Origin of the sequence: Bacillus sp. FSL P4-0248 (assembly GCF_038593305.1) — a bacterium.
Lineage (GTDB): Bacteria > Bacillota > Bacilli > Bacillales > Bacillaceae > Bacillus > Bacillus safensis.
The window spans coordinates 773,794-791,911 of sequence record NZ_CP151983.1 but is presented as its reverse complement, the minus strand read 5'-3'; the positions used below and the strand labels follow the sequence as shown (position 1 = coordinate 791,911).

21 protein-coding genes are annotated in these 18,118 nt (G+C 42.1%); 11 read left to right on the top strand and 10 right to left on the bottom strand.

Translation table 11 applies throughout. The features are described from left to right. Window positions 1-495 precede the first annotated feature (495 nt). On the top strand, window positions 496-741 hold the full coding sequence (locus NST65_RS03900; RefSeq protein WP_061110572.1) for a hypothetical protein: 246 nt from the start codon (window positions 496-498) through the stop codon (window positions 739-741). Between the two features lie 7 nt (window positions 742-748). Here the strand turns inward: NST65_RS03900 and rlmD are convergent, their stop codons facing one another. Further along, on the bottom strand, window positions 749-2,137 hold the full coding sequence (gene rlmD, locus NST65_RS03895; protein ID WP_251232620.1) for a 23S rRNA (uracil(1939)-C(5))-methyltransferase RlmD: 1,389 nt from the start codon (window positions 2,135-2,137) through the stop codon (window positions 749-751). Between the two features lie 102 nt (window positions 2,138-2,239). Continuing rightward, complete coding sequence (locus NST65_RS03890; protein WP_034283708.1) at window positions 2,240-3,109, bottom strand: DNA-3-methyladenine glycosylase; 870 nt, start codon at window positions 3,107-3,109, stop codon at window positions 2,240-2,242. A gap of 434 nt (window positions 3,110-3,543) precedes the next feature. On the opposite strand from NST65_RS03890, the gene NST65_RS03885 reads away from it, so the two are divergent. The 3 genes from NST65_RS03885 to NST65_RS03875 all read left to right on the top strand — a co-directional run bounded on the left by NST65_RS03885 (window position 3,544) and on the right by NST65_RS03875 (window position 5,675). Next, window positions 3,544-4,053, top strand: coding sequence for a hypothetical protein (locus NST65_RS03885; protein WP_024425256.1), 510 nt, complete (start codon window positions 3,544-3,546; stop codon window positions 4,051-4,053). A 134-nt stretch (window positions 4,054-4,187) separates the two neighbouring features. Further along, window positions 4,188-5,147: a magnesium/cobalt transporter CorA gene (gene corA / locus NST65_RS03880; protein WP_025093503.1), complete on the top strand. Its 960-nt coding sequence runs from the start codon at window positions 4,188-4,190 to the stop codon at window positions 5,145-5,147. Between the two features lie 33 nt (window positions 5,148-5,180). Continuing rightward, a complete protein-coding gene (locus NST65_RS03875) occupies window positions 5,181-5,675 on the top strand; it encodes a DUF2716 domain-containing protein (RefSeq protein ID WP_342489321.1) in 495 nt (164 codons plus the stop codon). 34 nt (window positions 5,676-5,709) lie between these two features. On the opposite strand, the gene pdaA is transcribed toward NST65_RS03875, so the two are convergent. Beyond that, window positions 5,710-6,501 carry a delta-lactam-biosynthetic de-N-acetylase gene (pdaA, locus tag NST65_RS03870; RefSeq protein WP_342489320.1) on the bottom strand — a complete coding sequence of 264 codons (792 nt, stop codon included), beginning with the start codon at window positions 6,499-6,501 and terminating at the stop codon, window positions 5,710-5,712. Window positions 6,502-6,602: 101 nt separating this feature from the next. Next, a complete protein-coding gene (locus NST65_RS03865; RefSeq protein WP_012009274.1) occupies window positions 6,603-6,794 on the bottom strand; it encodes an SE1561 family protein in 192 nt (63 codons plus the stop codon). Window positions 6,795-6,940: 146 nt separating this feature from the next. Between NST65_RS03865 and yfkAB the strand changes: the two genes are divergently transcribed. From yfkAB to NST65_RS03850, 3 genes are all read left to right on the top strand, one after another. Then, window positions 6,941-8,062, top strand: a complete 1,122-nt coding sequence (gene yfkAB / locus NST65_RS03860; protein WP_024425260.1) for a radical SAM/CxCxxxxC motif protein YfkAB — start codon at window positions 6,941-6,943, stop codon at window positions 8,060-8,062. Between the two features lie 7 nt (window positions 8,063-8,069). Beyond that, window positions 8,070-8,906 (top strand): mechanosensitive ion channel domain-containing protein, encoded by an 837-nt coding sequence (locus NST65_RS03855; protein WP_041116197.1) that lies wholly within the window; start codon window positions 8,070-8,072, stop codon window positions 8,904-8,906. A gap of 221 nt (window positions 8,907-9,127) precedes the next feature. Next, window positions 9,128-9,847, top strand: coding sequence for a YebC/PmpR family DNA-binding transcriptional regulator (locus NST65_RS03850; protein ID WP_024425262.1), 720 nt, complete (start codon window positions 9,128-9,130; stop codon window positions 9,845-9,847). 355 nt (window positions 9,848-10,202) lie between these two features. Here the strand turns inward: NST65_RS03850 and NST65_RS03845 are convergent, their stop codons facing one another. From NST65_RS03845 to NST65_RS03835, 3 genes are all read right to left on the bottom strand, one after another. Continuing rightward, window positions 10,203-10,964 (bottom strand): YfkD famly protein, encoded by a 762-nt coding sequence (locus NST65_RS03845; RefSeq protein ID WP_223255680.1) that lies wholly within the window; start codon window positions 10,962-10,964, stop codon window positions 10,203-10,205. A gap of 88 nt (window positions 10,965-11,052) precedes the next feature. Further along, complete coding sequence (cax, locus tag NST65_RS03840) at window positions 11,053-12,120, bottom strand: calcium/proton exchanger (RefSeq protein WP_342489319.1); 1,068 nt, start codon at window positions 12,118-12,120, stop codon at window positions 11,053-11,055. A gap of 65 nt (window positions 12,121-12,185) precedes the next feature. Beyond that, a complete protein-coding gene (locus NST65_RS03835; RefSeq protein ID WP_034623162.1) occupies window positions 12,186-12,563 on the bottom strand; it encodes an OsmC family protein in 378 nt (125 codons plus the stop codon). Between the two features lie 75 nt (window positions 12,564-12,638). On the opposite strand from NST65_RS03835, the gene NST65_RS03830 reads away from it, so the two are divergent. After that, on the top strand, window positions 12,639-13,802 hold the full coding sequence (locus NST65_RS03830; RefSeq protein ID WP_326484276.1) for an MFS transporter: 1,164 nt from the start codon (window positions 12,639-12,641) through the stop codon (window positions 13,800-13,802). A gap of 16 nt (window positions 13,803-13,818) precedes the next feature. Further along, window positions 13,819-14,325 (top strand): GNAT family N-acetyltransferase, encoded by a 507-nt coding sequence (locus NST65_RS03825; RefSeq protein ID WP_326484277.1) that lies wholly within the window; start codon window positions 13,819-13,821, stop codon window positions 14,323-14,325. A 208-nt stretch (window positions 14,326-14,533) separates the two neighbouring features. Here the strand turns inward: NST65_RS03825 and NST65_RS03820 are convergent, their stop codons facing one another. Genes NST65_RS03820 through NST65_RS03810 form a run of 3 tightly spaced genes read right to left on the bottom strand, consistent with a single transcriptional unit; the run spans window position 14,534 to window position 16,194 of the window. Further along, window positions 14,534-15,352 carry a YhjD/YihY/BrkB family envelope integrity protein gene (locus NST65_RS03820; protein WP_024425272.1) on the bottom strand — a complete coding sequence of 273 codons (819 nt, stop codon included), beginning with the start codon at window positions 15,350-15,352 and terminating at the stop codon, window positions 14,534-14,536. 27 nt (window positions 15,353-15,379) lie between these two features. After that, window positions 15,380-15,703 carry a YtxH domain-containing protein gene (locus NST65_RS03815; RefSeq protein ID WP_342489318.1) on the bottom strand — a complete coding sequence of 108 codons (324 nt, stop codon included), beginning with the start codon at window positions 15,701-15,703 and terminating at the stop codon, window positions 15,380-15,382. A 20-nt stretch (window positions 15,704-15,723) separates the two neighbouring features. Then, window positions 15,724-16,194, bottom strand: a complete 471-nt coding sequence (locus NST65_RS03810; RefSeq protein WP_024425273.1) for a low molecular weight protein-tyrosine-phosphatase — start codon at window positions 16,192-16,194, stop codon at window positions 15,724-15,726. Window positions 16,195-16,367: 173 nt separating this feature from the next. Here NST65_RS03810 and NST65_RS03805 point away from each other — a divergent pair, with 173 nt between their 5' ends. Then, window positions 16,368-17,723, top strand: coding sequence for a sodium:alanine symporter family protein (locus NST65_RS03805; protein ID WP_034283694.1), 1,356 nt, complete (start codon window positions 16,368-16,370; stop codon window positions 17,721-17,723). A 77-nt stretch (window positions 17,724-17,800) separates the two neighbouring features. Next, entirely contained in the window at window positions 17,801-18,016 is a 216-nt protein-coding gene (locus NST65_RS03800) for a DUF1128 domain-containing protein (protein ID WP_003214000.1), read from the top strand. The last annotated feature ends 102 nt before the right edge of the window (window positions 18,017-18,118 follow it).

Sequence of the window (18,118 nt, the reverse complement as noted above, 5' to 3'; positions counted from 1 at the left end):
ATAATAACAAAAAAACCTAGTTTCCTAATTAGTTACACAATTTGATTCAGCTTGGTTTTTAATTATTTTTCTAACACAACTTAATTCAAATATCTTTTCTAATAATCCGACCAACAACTGGCACACCACTAATCATATCGATTCCTCCCGAAGATGTATAGAATACTGTCCACCCTGTATTTTATAATTTCCAAATCCAGACTTCTAATGATGGTCACCAATATTGGGCTCCCTAACATTCCCCCCTCCAACATAAAAATCTTTATGCTTCTTTCAGTGCAACAATCTAAAAAAGTTAAACTCAAAACCAGTGAATAATCATGAAAAATTACAAAAACAGCTTGCTAGTCTCCGTACTAAGAAACAAAAAGCACTCGATTTGTTGTTAGTTGACAAAATTAACTAAGAAAATTATGACGGTCTTGTAGTTATTTTAAATCCTGAAATAGAGAAACTAGTTGAAAACTAAATTTGTTGCAATATGAGGAAAGTAATATGCAAGTAGATGTTGCTAATTTGAAAGCATATATCCTAAATCAATTAAACCCTAAACAACCACTCACAGAGCTAACTCCAACAATTTTAGCTCGCTTCATTCATAAAATAACAGTAAAAGCAGACGGCCAATTAGAAGTGGATTATCGCACTTCTGAACCGTCTGCTTTTTATGTTTCAGCAAATATTAAATTAGCGATTCCTAAGACACACCCTAATAAAACGTATGTTAAAAAACACGCTTAACTTAGGATTAGTCAATTAATTCGAGCAACGCACAGCACTCAACATGCGCCGTATGCGGAAACATATCAACTGGCTGCATGTATTCGATCTTATAGTCTTTTGACATGTATTCAAGGTCTTTTGCTAGTGTGGATGGGTTGCAAGAGACGTAGACAAAGCGTTTTGGTTTGACTTGTTTGACGGTGTCTAAGAAGGTGCGCTCGCAGCCTGTTCTTGGCGGGTCGACGACGATGACGTCAGGGCGGAAGCCTTCTTTGACCCATTTTGGCAGCCAATGTTCAGCTGTTCCTGTTACATAGGTCGCGTTTTTCATGCCGTGTTTTTTGGCATTTTTCTTGGCATCATCAATCGATTCTTTGATGACATCCATTCCTCGTACTTCTTTGGCGCCATCTGAGAGCCACATCCCAATGGTCCCAACACCGCAATACGCATCGACAACCTTTTCTTTGCCTGTCAGTTTGGCCGCTTTTTTCGCTTCATCGTAAAGCTTTAGCGTCTGCTTCGGATTCAATTGGAAGAAAGCACGTGCACTCAATTCAAATGAGACGTCTCCTAAAAATTCTTGAATGACCATATTGCCAGCTAGGTGAGATGTTTTATGGCCGAAGATGACCGACGTTTTTTCACCATTAATATTGTGCATAATGGACGTCACTTCAGGCAGACGTTTTTGAATGGCTTCGGCTATTTCTTTTTTCTTTGGAAATTCAGGTTTTGATGTGACAAGAACGACCTGCACTTCCCCTGTTTCAAAACCGACACGCACGACAATCGAGCGTACGTCGCCTTTTCTTGTCCGTTCATTGTAGACCGATACGCCGAATTTCTCTAAAATTTTGCGGACAACGCCTGTTGTTTTGTTCGTTTTTGGATGCTGCACGATACATTCCTTGATCGGTACAAGCTTATGGGAATTTAGTCCATAAAGTCCTGCAATGATGTCTCCGCTATGAGAACGTCCTACTTGGAACTGACTTTTGTTTCGGTAGTGCCACGGATCTTCCATGCCGATCGTTGGCCGAATATCAAGCTTTTCAACCGATAGCTTTGTATGACGCTCCATTGATTGAATGACAATATCACGCTTTTCATTTAGCTGCTGCTCATACGCCAAATGCTGAAGCTGACAGCCGCCGCACTGCTCGTATACTGGGCATGGCGGTTTGACTCGATACTCGGAACGCTTTCGCACTTTTCTGACTGTGCCTTCTGCATATTTTGCTTGGACATTCGTTGCTTCAACTACCACTTCCTCACCTGGAAGCGCGCCTGGGACAAAGACCACTTGCTTTTTAAAATAACCGACCCCTTCACCATTAATGCCAAGGCGTTTAATGGTAAGCGGGAACTGCTGTCCCTTTTGCAAAAGGGCACCTTGCTGTTTTTCTTTCACTTTATTCTCTCCGTTCTATTTGAACCCTTAATAGGTTGTCTTCATTTTATTCCATCTCATTAGTATACCACGTCTTAGACAAAGAGAGAAAATGCCTTTCATTTATTTATCTGTCTCAATGCTTCTCCATAAATATAAAGAAGCGTAGCTTAAATATGGGGTCCATTCCTTGCTTAGCGCTGCCATTTCATCTTTTGTCGGTTTTTCAGGCAGGTTAAAATGACGTTTCATTGCGTTTTGAATGCCGATATCTGCCATCGGAAAAAGATTTGGTCTTCCAAGCCCATTCATGAGCACATTTTGAACCGTCCAAGGGCCAATCCCTCTAATCGGAAGCAGACGCTCTTCTACCTCCAGATCAGATAAATCGTGTAATTCCTCTAAACAAAGTGAGCCGCTCACAATTCGTTTCGATACATCGATGACATATTCTGCTTTTCGCTGACTAAATTGAAGCTTTCTCAAATCATCTGTTTCAAGAGAGGCAATGGTTTCTGGTAAAGGATCAAACCATACACCTTCTATTTGCTCGCCGTACGTATGGACAAATCGTTTCGTGAGCTCGTAAGCAAACGAAAGATTAAGCTGCTGATGAATGATGCATTTCATTAAACAATGATATAAATGAAAATCCAGCATGAGCGGCGTTCCAATATGCTGCTCAAAAATGGGCGCTAGATTGGTTTGAGAAAAATGGTCTTGAATCATGTGTAATTGATGCTCCATGCCAAATATCCGTTTCACCTCAGAAAGAAGGGGTTCCTCTGGGCCGTTTGATCGCACCCGGAACATAGGCGCATCCTTTGTTCCAGTAGCTTGAACGATGACCACGTACGGTTTTTGCTCTAATCTGATCGGCACTTTGATTTCTCTTTGACTCAAATCGACTGCTTTTAATGGATCACTTGATAAGCGTCTAAGCACTTGATCGAAATGATACGGCGGCTCTACCGCAAGCTGTTTTTCCCACATACATGTCCTCTTCCTTTCTGCAAACATACGCAGATGTGATTGTTTCATTTTGCATGAATGATTCTCTAGATTGAATACTTTTAAACATAAAGAGTACAAGAATTTATCAGTTATATCTTCCTTATTTGTGGTCATTCTCCTTTTGGATAGATGAAAGTTTTTAGTCGAATTCAGCTAAAATTCGACAGCATCCTTCAACATTTTAGGCTCATTTTCCTTAAATTAGAAATAGAACCTCTGGGTGATATCCTCCATTCAAAAAATATTTGTATAATTATGACATATCAAGGAGGTGAACAAAGAAATTAGCGGATTAGGCAATCATTTGTTTTATCTTGCAGGAACATATTTACCTCATTGATGACCGGCTTCACTTAGTTTCACATTTTACAAAAAAGAAGACCCAAAATTTAAAAACAAAGGAGATCCGACCAATGAAAAAAACAATTCTTTCTGTTGCCCTTGCCACTGCTGTTTCTTCGACACTGCCAGTATTCGCTGACGCTGCTGAGCCAAAAACTTCAGCACCTGTTTCTACTACACTTCAGCAAACTGTCTTAAACAAAGCTGCTGAAGGTAAGGCATCTACAACTGCAGGAAACGTTAATATTAACTTTGATGTACTTGGTATTGCAAATGCATTAATCAATGCTGCAAATGCTAACACAAACCGTGAAGGCTTTGTCAAAGGATTAATGGAGTCTGCTTTCTATGCTGCTGGCGCAAAATACAATGTCATGGTATTTAACTTAAGCCAAGGTTATGAGACTCGTTTCAACGGCGTCAAAACGTTTGCTACTGTGAAATACGGAAGTATTACGTACGGAGTCTGGGTATTCGAAAATGGATCTTTCACAAACAAAGGTGACGGCGGCTACATCAACTGGGCATTTAGAGGCTGGTTCGACCGTAATGGTGGTTTCGTCAACTTCCGTCGTCCTTAATTCTCGGTTTTATCCATCAATCATACACGCACATTGAACCGATCTCAAAAATGAGATCGGCTTTTTTTTATGAAGAAAACGTATAAGTTCACCGGTGCTGCTTCATGATATAATGCAAGTCTGGAGGGGTGCACATGCTGAGAAAACTTGCAGTGACAAAAAACGGCGACTTGATTGAACATGCAACATTGCAGCAGCTTTCAAGCCCCGATATCGCCTGGTATTGGATTGATTTTCATGCGCCAACGGAAAAGGAAGCAGCGCTTTTAAAGGAATATTTTCATTTCCATCCGCTTGCGATTGAAGATTGTTTTCATTATTTACAGCGGCCCAAGCTTGATTTTTATGAAGGGTATTTGTTTTTCGTGCTGCATGCCCTTAATCAAAAAACGCTTCGTTCTGAGGAAGTCGATCTGTTTGTTGGTGAAAACTATATCGTGACCTTTCATTTGAAGGAAGCGCCGTACGTTGAACGTGTGATTCGAAAGCTCAAAGGGTCTGATAAAGCAAGAAACAGCGGACCTGAGCATATTGCCTACATGCTGATTGATCAGCTTGTTGATGATTATTTCCCTATTATTTATCAAATTGAAGACAGGCTGAATGAAATTGAGGATGAAGAAGGGCATAAAACGTATGGCACGTTGATGAACGAAGTATTTGGTATTCGCTCAGATTTACTCAAACTGCGAAGAACGATTATCCCGATGAGGGACCTTTTATATCGTATTGTGAACACAAATATGATGAAAAGCGATACAAATCGTCAAGCGTATTTTAATGATATTTATGATCATCTATTAAAACTAACCGAAATTGTTGAGTCAAACCGTGATATGACAGCCGATTTACGAGACAGCTATCAGACGCTGAATTCCAACCGGATGAATGCGATCATGATGACATTGACCATTGTGTCGACCATTTTTATTCCACTGACCTTTATTGTTGGGGTGTACGGAATGAACTTTGACAACATGCCTGAATTACACTGGAAATACGGCTATTTTGGCGTGCTGATTTTTATGGGTCTCCTCGTTTCGGGGATGCTTTTGTGGTTTAAACATAAAGGGTGGTTTAGGATTTTTAAATAATGTTTTGAGAGAAGTGCTTGGGAGGAAGATCATATGGAAAACTGGATTCCACTGAAAGACAAAGAATTAAAATTTGCCTGGAAGACATTTGCTCGAGAGTTCAAATTTATACCAAGCATCTCTCGCTTTCCCGCTTTTCAAGCACCCCCTCCTTACATCACATATGATATCTCTGCTTATTTTGAGGACTCTTCTCTTCTACATACAGATGAAGATCTTGAAAAAAAGGCACTGCTCTCTTTTCAGGAGAATATCACCGGAACGGACGAATATATGCTGGCACTTGATTGGCAGCACGAATGCTACTGGATCACACCATATGGCTTGTTTGAAAAAGATGAATTTGGAGAATGGAAAGTTCCTGTTCTCCCTAATGGGGATTACTATTTCTTTTTATCAAAAGAAATGGATTGGGGCCTGCTAGGACATCCTTGGGAGCAAAGCATCACCGTTTTCGGTGAGGGCTTGATTGACTCTTTTTCACGTCATCATCCTCTTTTGTTTCAGTGTAAAATCAGAGAGGGATAATCAAAAAGCCTGCAGGTCTTCTGCAGGCTTCTTTCTATAGCTGTGGCAGATGCCATACTTTTTCAAGCATGAGATCGTCTAGGCTTTTAAAGGAATATCCTTGTTTTTTCAGAGCGGTGATGGCCTCATCCAGCGCTTCGGCATTGTCTCTTGAGACGGTATGAAGTAAGTAAATGGCTCCTGGGTGCGCCTGCTTCATCATTTGATCGTAAGCATACTGTTTTCCTTTTTGATGATGGATATGCCAGTCCACAAATGCCACTGACCAGAAAACGGTTTGGTAGCCGAGCTGTTTTGTTTCTTTTAGTACCCTTTCACTGAACACACCGCGCGGCGGACGAAGATAGAGGTTATCTTGTTTTCCTGTGATTTTGTACACAGCTTCATTGACACGGTCCAGTTCTTCTTTGATTTCTTTCGTGCTCTTTGTTGTTAAATCTGGATGATGATAGGAATGGTTGCCAATGATATGACCTTCTTCTGCCATACGTTTGACAAGCCCGGGCTGGTCCTTTACAAAGTGACCTGTCACAAAAAAGGTGCCTGGTACTTGATGTTTTTTCAGCACGTCTAAGATCTTGGGTGTGTACCCATTTTCATAGCCATTGTCGAAGGTAAAATAAATCTCTTTCTTTTTCGTGTTGCCTAAATAGAACGCATCATACTTTTTTAACAGTGCCGTCAATTCTTTGCCCGCATCCGGCGGCCTGTGCTCTTTACTTTTCGCAAATCCCCAGTGGATGGGCTTATTAGACACGGCTTCCGCTTCTGAGAGAGGCATGGAAACAAAAAGCGCACATAAACAGATCAGCATGTATTTTTTCATTTACGTCACTTCCCGGTTTTTCTTCTATTTTGCAGAATAAGACCGAGACTCATACACCGATTCACCTGCCAATTTAAAGAAAAAAGCCCGCATCACGCGAGCTATTCTTCCTTCCAATCGTTTTTAAACCGTTCATATTTCGCTTCCAGATCGTCAATCATCTGGATCAGTCTGTCTATATCCTCAACGTCTGTTGATTCGGGATCTAATGAATCAATCACATTCATAAACATATCTAATCGGTTCTTTAAATAATCAACCTGCTGCTCTTTGCTGTCTGCTGCCTTACCCATCGATACACTCCCTTTAGCATTTGTTTATAGCTTATCTTTTTTTCCCTTGCAAATCAATTGTGTCCCCCTTGCGTATAACCGTGATGAGGCTTAAAATTAACTGTTGGCGGGTCTACGTTTGCCCGAATGAAAAGGAGATAGATACCATGAACCAAAAAACAGCACTTCGTCCGATTACACCTGCATACGACCCCTGGGAAGCCTATCTCGATGTGCAGGATTACGGAGAAATGAAGCTGACAAATATTGAATTTACGACAACAACGCTGTGTAACATGAGATGCGAGCATTGTGCGGTCGGCTATACCTTACAGCCTAAGGATCCGAATGCGCTGCCGATTGATTTGTTACTTCGCCGTTTAGATGAAGTCCCGCTTCTGCGCTCACTTAGTATTACAGGCGGAGAGCCCATGCTTTCTCTTAAATCTGTACGGGAATATGTTGTCCCTTTATTAAAGTATGCCCATGAACGCGGCGTCCGTACACAGATCAATTCAAATTTAACCCTTGATTTGGCGCGGTATGAAGAAATTATTCCATACTTAGATGTCCTTCACATTTCACATAACTGGGGCACTGTCGAAGAGTTTGCAACGGTCGGTTTTGCCATGATGGATCGAAAACCAACCTTTGAGCAGCGCGAGAAATTATTTAACCGTATGATTGAAAATAGTCAGGCACTTGTCAAAGCGGGCGTAACCGTATCCGCTGAAACCATGCTGAATAAGCGCACGCTTCCATATATCGAACACATCCACCGGCAAATCGTCGAGGAAATGAAATGCCAGCGCCACGAAGTTCACCCGATGTATCCAAGTGATTTCGCCAGCGCCCTTGAATCTTTGACGCTTCCGCAAATGCGGGATGCGATTCATCAGCTGCTTGATATTCGTGATCAAAACACATGGATGCTGTTTGGTACCCTGCCATTTTATTCATGCAGCCCAGATGAAGAAGACCAGCGTCTCCTCAACCGATTGCGTCAGGAGAAAAATGTCACGGTACGAAATGACCCTGATGGACGCTCACGGTTGAATGTGAATATTTTTGATGGGAATATTATTGTGACAGACTTTGGCGATACTCCGCCGCTTGGAAACATTGCAACTGATACATTGCAATCAGCCTATACACGCTGGATGAATACAAAATTAGCAAAAGAACTGAATTGTCATTGCCCAAGCGTGCAGTGCCTCGGTCCGAATGTTTTAGTGAAAAACAGCTATTATCAAGATGTTGATTTTACTTCTCGTACAGCCAGGGGGTAACCGATAGATGGACGATACATTTCTGACAGTGGTCAAAAACAAATACATTGAAATTCTCCTTGTTGGACTCATTCTTTGGCTTGCCGTCTTTATGATTAACAAAGCCCTTCAAATTTTCTTTAAACGAACTGAGTTTATAGAGGACAAGAAGAAGAAAACGATCGAGAGCTTGGTGAAATCGGTCACGCAGTACACCGCGTCGATTTGCTTTGTGCTCTATGTCATTTCTCTTTTCTTTCATGACTTTGGGAAAATTCTTGCGGGTGCTGGTGTTGCTGGGATCGTCATCGGTTTTGGCGCACAGACACTGATTCGTGATATTTTAGCAGGCGTTTTTCTTATCTATGAACGTCAGATTCATAAAGGGGATTATGTGACGGTGAATAACCTCTTTAATGGAACCATTGAAGAGATTGGTCTCCGCTCTCTGCAAATTAGAGAATGGAGCGGCAAGCTGTTAACCATTTCTAACGGGGACATCCGTCAAATCCAAAACTATAACATGCACTACATGCGGATTACGGAATCTGTGTTAATTAGCGCGAATCAAAACCCAGATATCGCCTTCCAAGCACTTGAATCAGCATGTGACAATTTAAATCAAATGCATCATGATTTTCTTAAAAAAGATGAATTCCAAAACGCAATTGAACCCTTTCAGGTTCATGGAATTATGGGCTTGAATAAGCTGAATCGCGGGATTGAAATCACAGTAAAGGGAATGGTCGAAGACGAAAAATACTTCGAAGCCGCCCTCGCTGTGCGAAAAGAAATGATCAAACAACTTCATCAGCATGATGTCAAATTGCTTGAGGATCTCGCTTATCCCCAGCCTGCAAAATAACCTCATTTATGATGGGGTTATTTTTTTATATACATGTTGCCGGGCTGACTCGGGCTTGCGAGAAACATGGAACACTTGAACATTCGCTAACAATTCTTTTCATTCCAGCCCTCTTACTTCTATCCTCTTGACTGATTCATGTATAATAGATAGCAGAATGATTTCATGCAGCATGGGGACCCTCATACTGTGTATTTTCTAAGTGAAAGAGAGTGAATAAGATGGGTCGTAAGTGGAACAACATTAAAGAAAAGAAAGCATCAAAGGATGCCAGTACAAGTCGTATTTACGCAAAATTCGGGCGTGAAATCTATGTGGCTGCCAAACAAGGTGAGCCAAATCCAGAATCAAACCAAGCACTTCGTTTTGTCCTAGAACGTGCAAAAACATATAGTGTCCCAAAACATATTGTAGACCGTGCCATTGAAAAAGCCAAAGGCGGTGCGGAAGAGAACTTCGATGAGCTGCGCTACGAAGGATTTGGTCCAAACGGATCAATGGTCATCGTTGATGCCCTCACGAATAACGTAAACCGTACAGCTTCAGATGTTCGAGCAGCATTTGGGAAAAACGGTGGAAACATGGGCGTAAGCGGCTCTGTTGCCTACATGTTCGACGAAACAGCTGTCATCGGTGTCGAAGGAAAAAGTGAAGAAGAAACGCTTGAGCTTTTAATGGAAGCAGACGTTGATGTACGTGACATCATGGAAGAAGATGAAACGGTGATCGTGTATGCTGAACCAGATCAATTCCATCAAGTACAAGAAGCATTCAAACAAGCCGGCGTAGAAGAATTCACTGTCGCTGAAATCACAATGCTACCTCAAAACGAAGTGACATTAGATGATGAATCGAAAGCACAATTTGAAAAGCTGATCGATGTATTAGAAGAGCTTGAAGACGTGCAGCAGGTTTATCATAATGTGGATTTAGGGGAATAAAAAATTTAAGCCATAGTAGTCGTTGAGTTCATTCAACTTCTACTATGGCTTTTTTATTTTCTTAAAAAATGTAATATATGTATAAGATGTTAATGTCTACAATTTCCAAGGAGATGAGTTTCATTTTTAAAACATGGTGGTTTTCTTATTATGGATTTATGATCATCCCTTATTTTGGCCTATGTCTTATTTTCAACAACTTACCGATATTGACTAAAGTTATCTTCTTTCTTTTTATCATTTGGTATTTATATAACGCCTTTGACTTTTACAAAAATGAACTAAAAAGAAAAAAAGAGAAACCCTATTAGCAAAAAACAGTCATCTCCTCTATTGATAAGAGGAGATGACTGTTTTAATTCATCCCTTGAAACCCAAACGTCAAGTGATCCTGAACAGGAATCCAAGCGCCGATTCCTTGTGAGGTCACGTTTTTCACGACGAGTTTTCGTTTATTTCCTTTTAGCACAAGGTACACTTCTCCGTATGTGACCTTACCTTTTTCGTTAATCGCTGGTGCATAGGCATGAAGCGAGGCTGCTTTTTTCGGAGAGACGTGGTATGACTGATCTCGTTTTGTTCCTGCACCAATCACGGTGTCAAAAGCGAGGGGCAGCTTTGTTTTTTGAATCGCTTTTTGCATCATCAATGTTTTCACATCTTCTGGGTTCGGCACTTTTGCTGTGAGCCCGCCGCTTACTTTCACTTGCTGCTTTTGAACGTATTTTCCAATGGCTGTTTTGTTGCCGCCTCTGTTATCAATGTGGTTCGTATTCACTTTTTTGTATTCCCAGTTGGCGACCGTTTCGTTTGAATCGTAGCTCAGCGCCCACCTTCCGAGGAAAATGGTCGCACGGTATCCAACAGCTAATGGCGTTCCTGAAATGCTGGATTCATTTAGCATTTTAATCAAATGAGTATTCTCAATCGGTACACTTGTTGTTTTGAACAATTCAGCCGTCAGCTCGCTCGGCTGGAGCAGCGGCTGATCCTGTGACGCGTTTGGATACGTATTCTCCTTGGAGATACTGGCGACAGAGGATGGCACTTTAAATGGCTTTGCCGCCTCCGCTGGAAAGCTGTATAGAAAACTTAAGGATAAGAGAACAACAAACATGATGCGGAGCATCTTTTTCATATCATCACTCTTTCTCATTCATTTTTCCATAGTATTTTCCGCAAAGACGTCCCTTATCCACAAAAGATTATAAAAGGAAAAATCCAATCGCCATAATAAAATAGGCAGCGAGTAATGTGGCGCCTTCAAACCAGTTTGTATCCCCATCATTTGATAAAATCACCGTGAGCAGCACAGAGGATGCCATCGCAATGAGCTCTGGCAAGGAGAAAATGAGCGGCATCTGCTTATCAAAAAATAGCGAGCTGATGACAAGGATTGGCGCGACCATCATAGCAACCTGAAGTGTGGAGCCAAAGGCAATTTCCACTGCTACATCCATTTTGTTTTTATACGCCATGATAACAGCTGAGGCATGTTCTGCGGCGTTGCCGACGATGGCCACAATAATGACACCGATAAACAGCTCACTCCAGCCAAACTGCTCTCCTACCGTATCAAATGTATGAACAAGTCGCTCTGAAATGTACGCAACTGCGATCGTCGAAAGCAGCAAAATTACGGTGGCAAATTTCCCAGACCATTCAGGTGTTTCTTCTTCCGTCTCCGCTTCACCTTGCCCGCTCTCCTGCTTGGCAACATAAACACCGCGGTGGCTGACTAGTTTGAAATAAAGCGCCGCAACATAAAGCAAAATCATCACAATGCTGATCCCAATGCTTAAAACAAACTGTTTATTCTCTGCCATCTCCACCGAAAACACTTCTGGAACGACAAACGCTACAATGATAGCAAACATGAGCAAGCCTGAATTGTGCCTTGCATCATGGACATTGAACACTTGGCGCTTATATTTTAATCCGCCAACAAAAAAAGACAGCCCCGCCACAAGCAGTAAATTTCCGATGACTGATCCTGTTAAAGAAGCAAGTACGATGGCCGTCAGTCCTTGCTTTAAGGCAAAAAACGATATGATTAATTCCACTGCATTTCCGAATGTGGCGTTTAAAAGTCCGCCAATTCTAGGTCCCGCAATGATGGCAAGACTTTCTGTGGCTCTTCCCATAAAACTAGCAAGACCAATAATGGCGATACAATAAACGGCAAACATGACGACCTGCGGGAAATGAAGAAAACTGCCAATCACCGATAGCGGAACACCGATTGCGACAATTACAAGAAACAAACGATTCATACAGCCATTCTCCTTTACATATGTCTGACTGTTATTCTTTCGTGAGTGCCGGCATCGTATACATTTTAGATTCGCGCGTGTGAGAAAGTGATATCAATACTCCCTTTCACAGACTGCACCATTGAGCAATGCTTCAATGCAAGAGTGATCACTTTATCGATTTGTTCATCAGATGTATTGATGTCTTCAAATAAGATATGTAAATGAATGCAGGAAATTTTGTTTACAGCCCCTGCCCTTGTCGTTTCAGGTGTGATCGTCAGCCCTTCACAGGATATTCGCTTTTTACGGCATACATGAATAAGCATTTCTCCAAAGCAGCCTGCAATGGCTGAGGTGAATAATTGAGATGGGCGGAACCCCAGTTCTTCTGTTCCTGAAATAGGCAGCTGCCTGTCCTCAATATGTGCGATCCAATGATCCTTTTTGTATGTCAGCGTCATTCCTTTTCCACCTTTCTATTGAAACCCCTATGGTTCCATTGTACGATGAAAGCATGAACTTGTAAGGAGCATCTTATGTCGAGAATTCACTTTATGATTTTAATTTTACTTGTATCCGTATCTGGTTTTTCACAGGGGGCATTACTTCCTGTCATTTCCATTATCTTTGAACATGCCGGTACTTCTCCTACGTTAAACGGCCTGCATGCCACAGGCTTATATCTCGGCGTACTGCTTGCGTCTCCTTTTATGGAAGCACCGCTTCGCCGTTTTGGATTTAAGCCATTAATCGTCATTGGAGGCGCTGCTGTTTTTTTAAGCTTGTTTAGCTTTGTGTTTTTTGAATCTTATGTCGTCTGGTTCTTCCTCCGTCTCATGATCGGGATTGGTGACCATATGCTGCATTTCTCTACACAGACGTGGGTGACCTATGCTTCATCATCAAGAAATCGCGGACGAAATATTTCATTGTATGGATTATCATTTGGACTCGGTTTTGCCGCCGGCCCTTTTTTAACGCCGCTCATTGAGATCAATCCAGCCTTGCCTTTTATTGTTTCTGGTGCCGTTAGTTTATGTATTTGGCTGCTTGTGTTTGTTTTAAAAAATACATATACAGATACAGGCGAAGTGCAAACGTCAGAGCAGACAAACAGTTTAAAGCGCTTTAAAAAGGCCTTTCAATTTGGCTGGGTCGCCTTTATGATGCCATTTTGCTATGGCTTTTTAGAAACGACGCTTAATAGTAACTTCCCAGTGTATGCACTCAGAAGCGGTGTGACAGTAGATGCGGTTGCGTTTATTTTACCTGCGTTTGCCATAGGGAGCATTGTCTTTCAGCTTCCTCTTGGGATGCTCAGTGACCGGTTTGGCAGGCGCCGCATCATTTTATGTGTGACACTCGCTGGATCATTCTTTTTCCTTTTGGCAGGGATTTTCATTCAATCCGTTTTGGCTGTAGCCATCTGTTTCTTTATTGCTGGAATGGCTGTAGGCTCTACCTTCTCACTTGGCATCAGTTATATGACCGACTTATTGCCAAAGCATCTGCTTCCCGCCGGGAATTTGATGTGCGGAATGGCGTTTAGTGCAGGCAGTATTCTCGGGCCGGTACTCGGAGGATTCTTTGTGCAAACGTTTGAAGGAATGAATTTACTTTACCTTGTCAGCATCGTGATATTATTTGTGTTTTGCTGCGTTCGATTTGGGAGAACGCAGGCAGTGCTGGAAAGTCACTAAAATGGGGGATCAATCGTTGTTTACATATCACATCACAAATGAATTGACTTTGGCATCTCTACAATTAGATGATGCGGACTCACTATTTAGCCTTATTCAAAAGAATAAGGCCCATTTAGAGGAGTGGCTCCCTTGGGTTCATCAATGCCAAAGCGTAGAAGCTGTCAAAACGTTTATTCAATCAACTCAAACCATCTACAATGAACAAAAAGGGTTGGAAGCTGGCATTCAGCTGAACGAGCAATTAATCGGTGTGTTCCGTCTGACAATTAATCAACAATTAGGCAATATCGGTTATTGGATTGATGAAGACGCGCAAGGACAGGGCATTGTGACAACCATCGTCAAATCTATGACAGAAACCTTTGCTCCTAAAGTCGATGGATTTGAAATTTTTTGCCCTATTGGCCATGTCAGAAGTGAACGTGTAGCAATAAACGCAGGGTTTCAGCATGATCCTCATTACCAGTCAAAACCTGATACAGCTTTTATCCTTAAGCGATATATACGATTGTCGAAATAAAAACTCCCCTGCACCTATGCAGAGGAGTTTTTTTCATTTAATGATAACCATTTTGCCCGTTTGCACTGCCGCTTGTTTTGTGCTTTGGCTGATGGCCTTTGTTTTGTTTCGTGTTGCTTCCGCCTTTTTTCGATTGTTTGGACATATGTGATTCCCCCATCCATCAAGATTGAACATGTTCGTTCTTCTTTAGGATGCCCGGATTTCTTCACACCTTGCCTGGTACGATTTTACGCTTATGTAAAAGCGCATTGAGCTCGCCGCCAAGGATAATCATAATGCCGGTTAAATAGAACCAGATCATTAAAATAATGATTCCCCCAATACTTCCGTACATCGCACTGTAATTCGCAAACTCGCCTACGTAAAATGAGAACAGCATACTCACCAAAATCCATCCAATTGAGGCAAAAATGGCGCCTGGCAGAACAAATTTCAATTTCAGTCTAATGTTTGGGGCGAAATAGTACAAGGCTGTAAACACAATCAATAAAATCAGCGGGCTAATGATCCACCTCATGGCCGTCCAAATGGTGAGAAAGGCGTCTGACTGCCCGACTAATTCAGCGAGAAATAAGCCAAGTTCTTTTCCAAAGACAGGCAGCATTAAGGCAAAAATAATCGTAAGAACCATTGCTATGGTTAAGATGATTGATGTTAAACGTACGAGAATGAAGGAACGATTTTCCTCAACTTCGTAAGCATGGTTAAATGCTCTGACGACGGCATTAATCCCGTTAGATGCAGACCAAAGGGCGGCAATAATCCCGAATGACAGCAATCCGCCGTTACGGCTGTTCAGTGTCTCTTCGGCAATGGATTCAATCATCGAAAGCGCTCCTTCTGGCGCATAACCAGAGATGACGCTTAGGACATCCTTCGACGTCAGCGGCAAATATCCAACGAGCGTCAGCACGAAGATGAGAAACGGAAATAATGAAAGCAAAAAGAAGTAAGCAAGCTCAGCAGATTTTGCCGGTCCTTCATGCAGCAAAAAGCGTTCAATTAACGCTTTAATAAAACCCATACGCCTCATCTCCAATGATCAATCTTTCTATTTCGATCGAAAGTGATCCTTTGTTTCTTCAATAATCTCTAATACTTTTGGGGTTGTTTCCTTTAACTGATTGACTTGTTCATTTAAAAATGACAAATCATCTGAGACTGTTCGCATCAGCTGCTTCGTTTCTTCCATTTTTTTTTTCATGCAAGCAGAAATTCTGGCTGGCTCCTGACGGTATTCCGCCAGCTTTTCCTGACAGTCATTCCATTTGTCTTTGAGCGCGATTCTCGTTGGCCGATGAAATAATGTCAGCAGTGCGCCGCAAGCTGCTCCTATCACAGCTCCTCGAAGCATGATTTGATTTTTTTCTTCCATCTCGTCTGATCTCCTTTCAGTTAAAGGTGTTTCTCTTTTTTTACATACGTCAAAAAACGATCAATTCCTTTTTCAATTAAATCATGTACTTCCTCAAAGTTTCCAGTGTAATAAGGGTCTGGCACATCATCACGATCGTCGTCTTCAACAAAGTCAAGAAGACGGCCAATAAAGTGATGTTTCCCATAGCCGGCTATACTGCGAAGTGCCCCAACATTTTCAGCATCCATCGCAATGATATAGTCGTATGCTGTGATGTCCTCATCTATGATTTGTCTTGCGGACATCCCTTCATAGCTGATCCCTTTTTCATCAAGCAGCTTTCGTGTTCCTTCATGCGGAGGGCTGCCTTGATGCCAGCCGCCAATGCCTGCTGAATCAATGACAAAGTGCTCGCTTAGCCCCTCATCTTCTACTCGTTTTCTAAACATGGCCTCTGCCATCGGTGATCTGCATATATTGCCAAGACATACGAATAATACATGAATCATCCTTCATTCTCCTCCTATCTTTTCCCTAAGAACTGCTTTCGGAAACCTTTTCTCTATCATATCAAGCCCTTTTTCTTTTGAAAACTTTGCAAGAAAAACTCCCATCGGCATTGACACATTATACAAAAAAAGGTGACACTTTAGGAGAAATAAACAAATAAAGGGGGATACATATGGGATGGGTAGAACAGATTGTCAGCAGTATCAATGATGTATTATGGGGACCGCCGCTTTTGTTTTTGATCGTGGGGACAGGGATTTACCTTACCTTTCGCGTGCTCTTCATTCAAATTAGGCTGCTCCCCTATTCGCTTAAGCTGGCATTTTCAAAGCAAGATAAGACATCAGAAGGTGATATTTCTCACTTCCAAGCATTAATGACAGCCCTTGCTGCAACGGTTGGAACGGGAAATATTGTAGGGGTCGCCTCTGCTGTCATTGCCGGCGGACCAGGCGCTGTGTTTTGGATGTGGTTTGCAGCGTTCTTTGGAATGGCGACAAAATATGCTGAAGCTGTTCTCGCAGTGAAATACCGTGTCAAAAATGAAAAAGGGGAAATGTCCGGCGGGCCGATGTACTATTTGGAGCATGGCTTGAAGCAAAAATGGCTAGGGGTGCTGTTTGCTATTTTTGGCGCTACGGCTGCCTTTGGGATTGGGAATCTCGTGCAGTCAAATTCGATTTCTGGTGTCATGAATTCAACCTTTCAAATTCCAACATGGATCACCGGCATTATTATTACGGCCTTTACTGCCCTCGTGATTTTAGGCGGGATTAAAAGCATTGGCCGTGTGACGGCTATTTTTGTACCGGTCATGGCTTTATTCTACGTCATTTGCGGACTGATCATTCTTGTCATGAATGCGGATCTTGTCCCAAGTGCCGTCGGGCTCATTTTTACGGATGCATTTACAGGTCAAGCCGTTGCAGGCGGTGCAATCGGCACCGTAATCCGCTGGGGTGTGGCGAGAGGGGTATTTTCCAATGAAGCGGGTCTTGGTTCTGCACCAATCGCTGCAGCTGCTGCCAAAACAGATATGCCTGCTCGTCAAGCGCTTGTGTCAATGACGCAAGTCTTTATTGATACGATGATTGTTTGTTCCATTACAGGGATCACAATTGTCATGGCCGATATGTACGTCACAGAAAAAAGTGATGCACTCACCTCGTTATCCTTTGCTCATTTCCTTGGTCCAATCGGCTCAATCATTGTTGCAATCGGCTTACTTTTATTCGCCTATTCCACCATTATTGGCTGGTCCTATTATGGCGAAAAATGCTTTACATATTTGGCGAAAGATTCATATGTGATGTATTATCGTGTTGTGTTTGTTATTGCTGTCTTTTTCGGTGCCGTGTTTAAGAATGATTTCGTCTGGGGCGTGGCGGATATGCTAAACGGACTGATGGCTGTTCCTAACTTAATCGGCCTCATCGGTTTATCTGGGGTTGTCGTGTTTGAATCTAAACGAATCATTGATAAGATCAAGCAGGAGAAAAAGGAGAAAAACATCTCGGTGTCGTCTTAATAGCCCTTTTATTCTTTTGCATTTCTGTTAAAATAGACATATTATTCAACACATATGCAGGAAAGGACGTGCCGCCCTTGTCAGAGCAAAAAGCGGCTGAAGTCAATCAGCTGATTGAAGACATTTCGCAAAAGTTAAATATGCTGAACATTGGAGTCATCAAAGCCGAGGACTTCAGTCCAGACAAGTACGAAGATATTGAATTTCTACACCAAATGGTGATGAAAAAATCTTCATTCAGCCCAAGTGAAATGCAAGCCATCGCAAGCGAGCTAAAAAACTTAAGAAAATAATCGTGCAAAGGAAACTGGATTGCGGTTTACGCCGCTTTCTTCCATCCATGCGCAGAAAAAGCCAGCACCCCCCAAGGTGCTGGCTTTGTTTATCCTGTCAAA

Bases quoted from the DNA above. Each gene is read 5' to 3' on its own strand.
- NST65_RS03900 (WP_061110572.1), top strand. From the start codon at position 496: ATGCAAGTAGATGTTGCTAATTTGAAAGCATATATCCTAAATCAATTA.
- NST65_RS03890 (WP_034283708.1), bottom strand. From the start codon at position 3,109: ATGTGGGAAAAACAGCTTGCGGTAGAGCCGCCGTATCATTTCGATCAA.
- NST65_RS03885 (WP_024425256.1), top strand. From the start codon at position 3,544: ATGAAAAAAACAATTCTTTCTGTTGCCCTTGCCACTGCTGTTTCTTCG.
- corA (WP_025093503.1), top strand. From the start codon at position 4,188: ATGCTGAGAAAACTTGCAGTGACAAAAAACGGCGACTTGATTGAACAT.
- NST65_RS03875 (WP_342489321.1), top strand. From the start codon at position 5,181: ATGGAAAACTGGATTCCACTGAAAGACAAAGAATTAAAATTTGCCTGG.
- pdaA (WP_342489320.1), bottom strand. From the start codon at position 6,501: ATGAAAAAATACATGCTGATCTGTTTATGTGCGCTTTTTGTTTCCATG.
- NST65_RS03865 (WP_012009274.1), bottom strand. From the start codon at position 6,794: ATGGGTAAGGCAGCAGACAGCAAAGAGCAGCAGGTTGATTATTTAAAG.
- yfkAB (WP_024425260.1), top strand. From the start codon at position 6,941: ATGAACCAAAAAACAGCACTTCGTCCGATTACACCTGCATACGACCCC.
- NST65_RS03855 (WP_041116197.1), top strand. From the start codon at position 8,070: ATGGACGATACATTTCTGACAGTGGTCAAAAACAAATACATTGAAATT.
- NST65_RS03850 (WP_024425262.1), top strand. From the start codon at position 9,128: ATGGGTCGTAAGTGGAACAACATTAAAGAAAAGAAAGCATCAAAGGAT.
- NST65_RS03845 (WP_223255680.1), bottom strand. From the start codon at position 10,964: ATGTTTGTTGTTCTCTTATCCTTAAGTTTTCTATACAGCTTTCCAGCG.
- cax (WP_342489319.1), bottom strand. From the start codon at position 12,120: ATGAATCGTTTGTTTCTTGTAATTGTCGCAATCGGTGTTCCGCTATCG.
- NST65_RS03835 (WP_034623162.1), bottom strand. From the start codon at position 12,563: ATGACGCTGACATACAAAAAGGATCATTGGATCGCACATATTGAGGAC.
- NST65_RS03830 (WP_326484276.1), top strand. From the start codon at position 12,639: ATGTCGAGAATTCACTTTATGATTTTAATTTTACTTGTATCCGTATCT.
- NST65_RS03820 (WP_024425272.1), bottom strand. From the start codon at position 15,352: ATGGGTTTTATTAAAGCGTTAATTGAACGCTTTTTGCTGCATGAAGGA.
- NST65_RS03815 (WP_342489318.1), bottom strand. From the start codon at position 15,703: ATGGAAGAAAAAAATCAAATCATGCTTCGAGGAGCTGTGATAGGAGCA.
- NST65_RS03810 (WP_024425273.1), bottom strand. From the start codon at position 16,194: ATGATTCATGTATTATTCGTATGTCTTGGCAATATATGCAGATCACCG.
- NST65_RS03805 (WP_034283694.1), top strand. From the start codon at position 16,368: ATGGGATGGGTAGAACAGATTGTCAGCAGTATCAATGATGTATTATGG.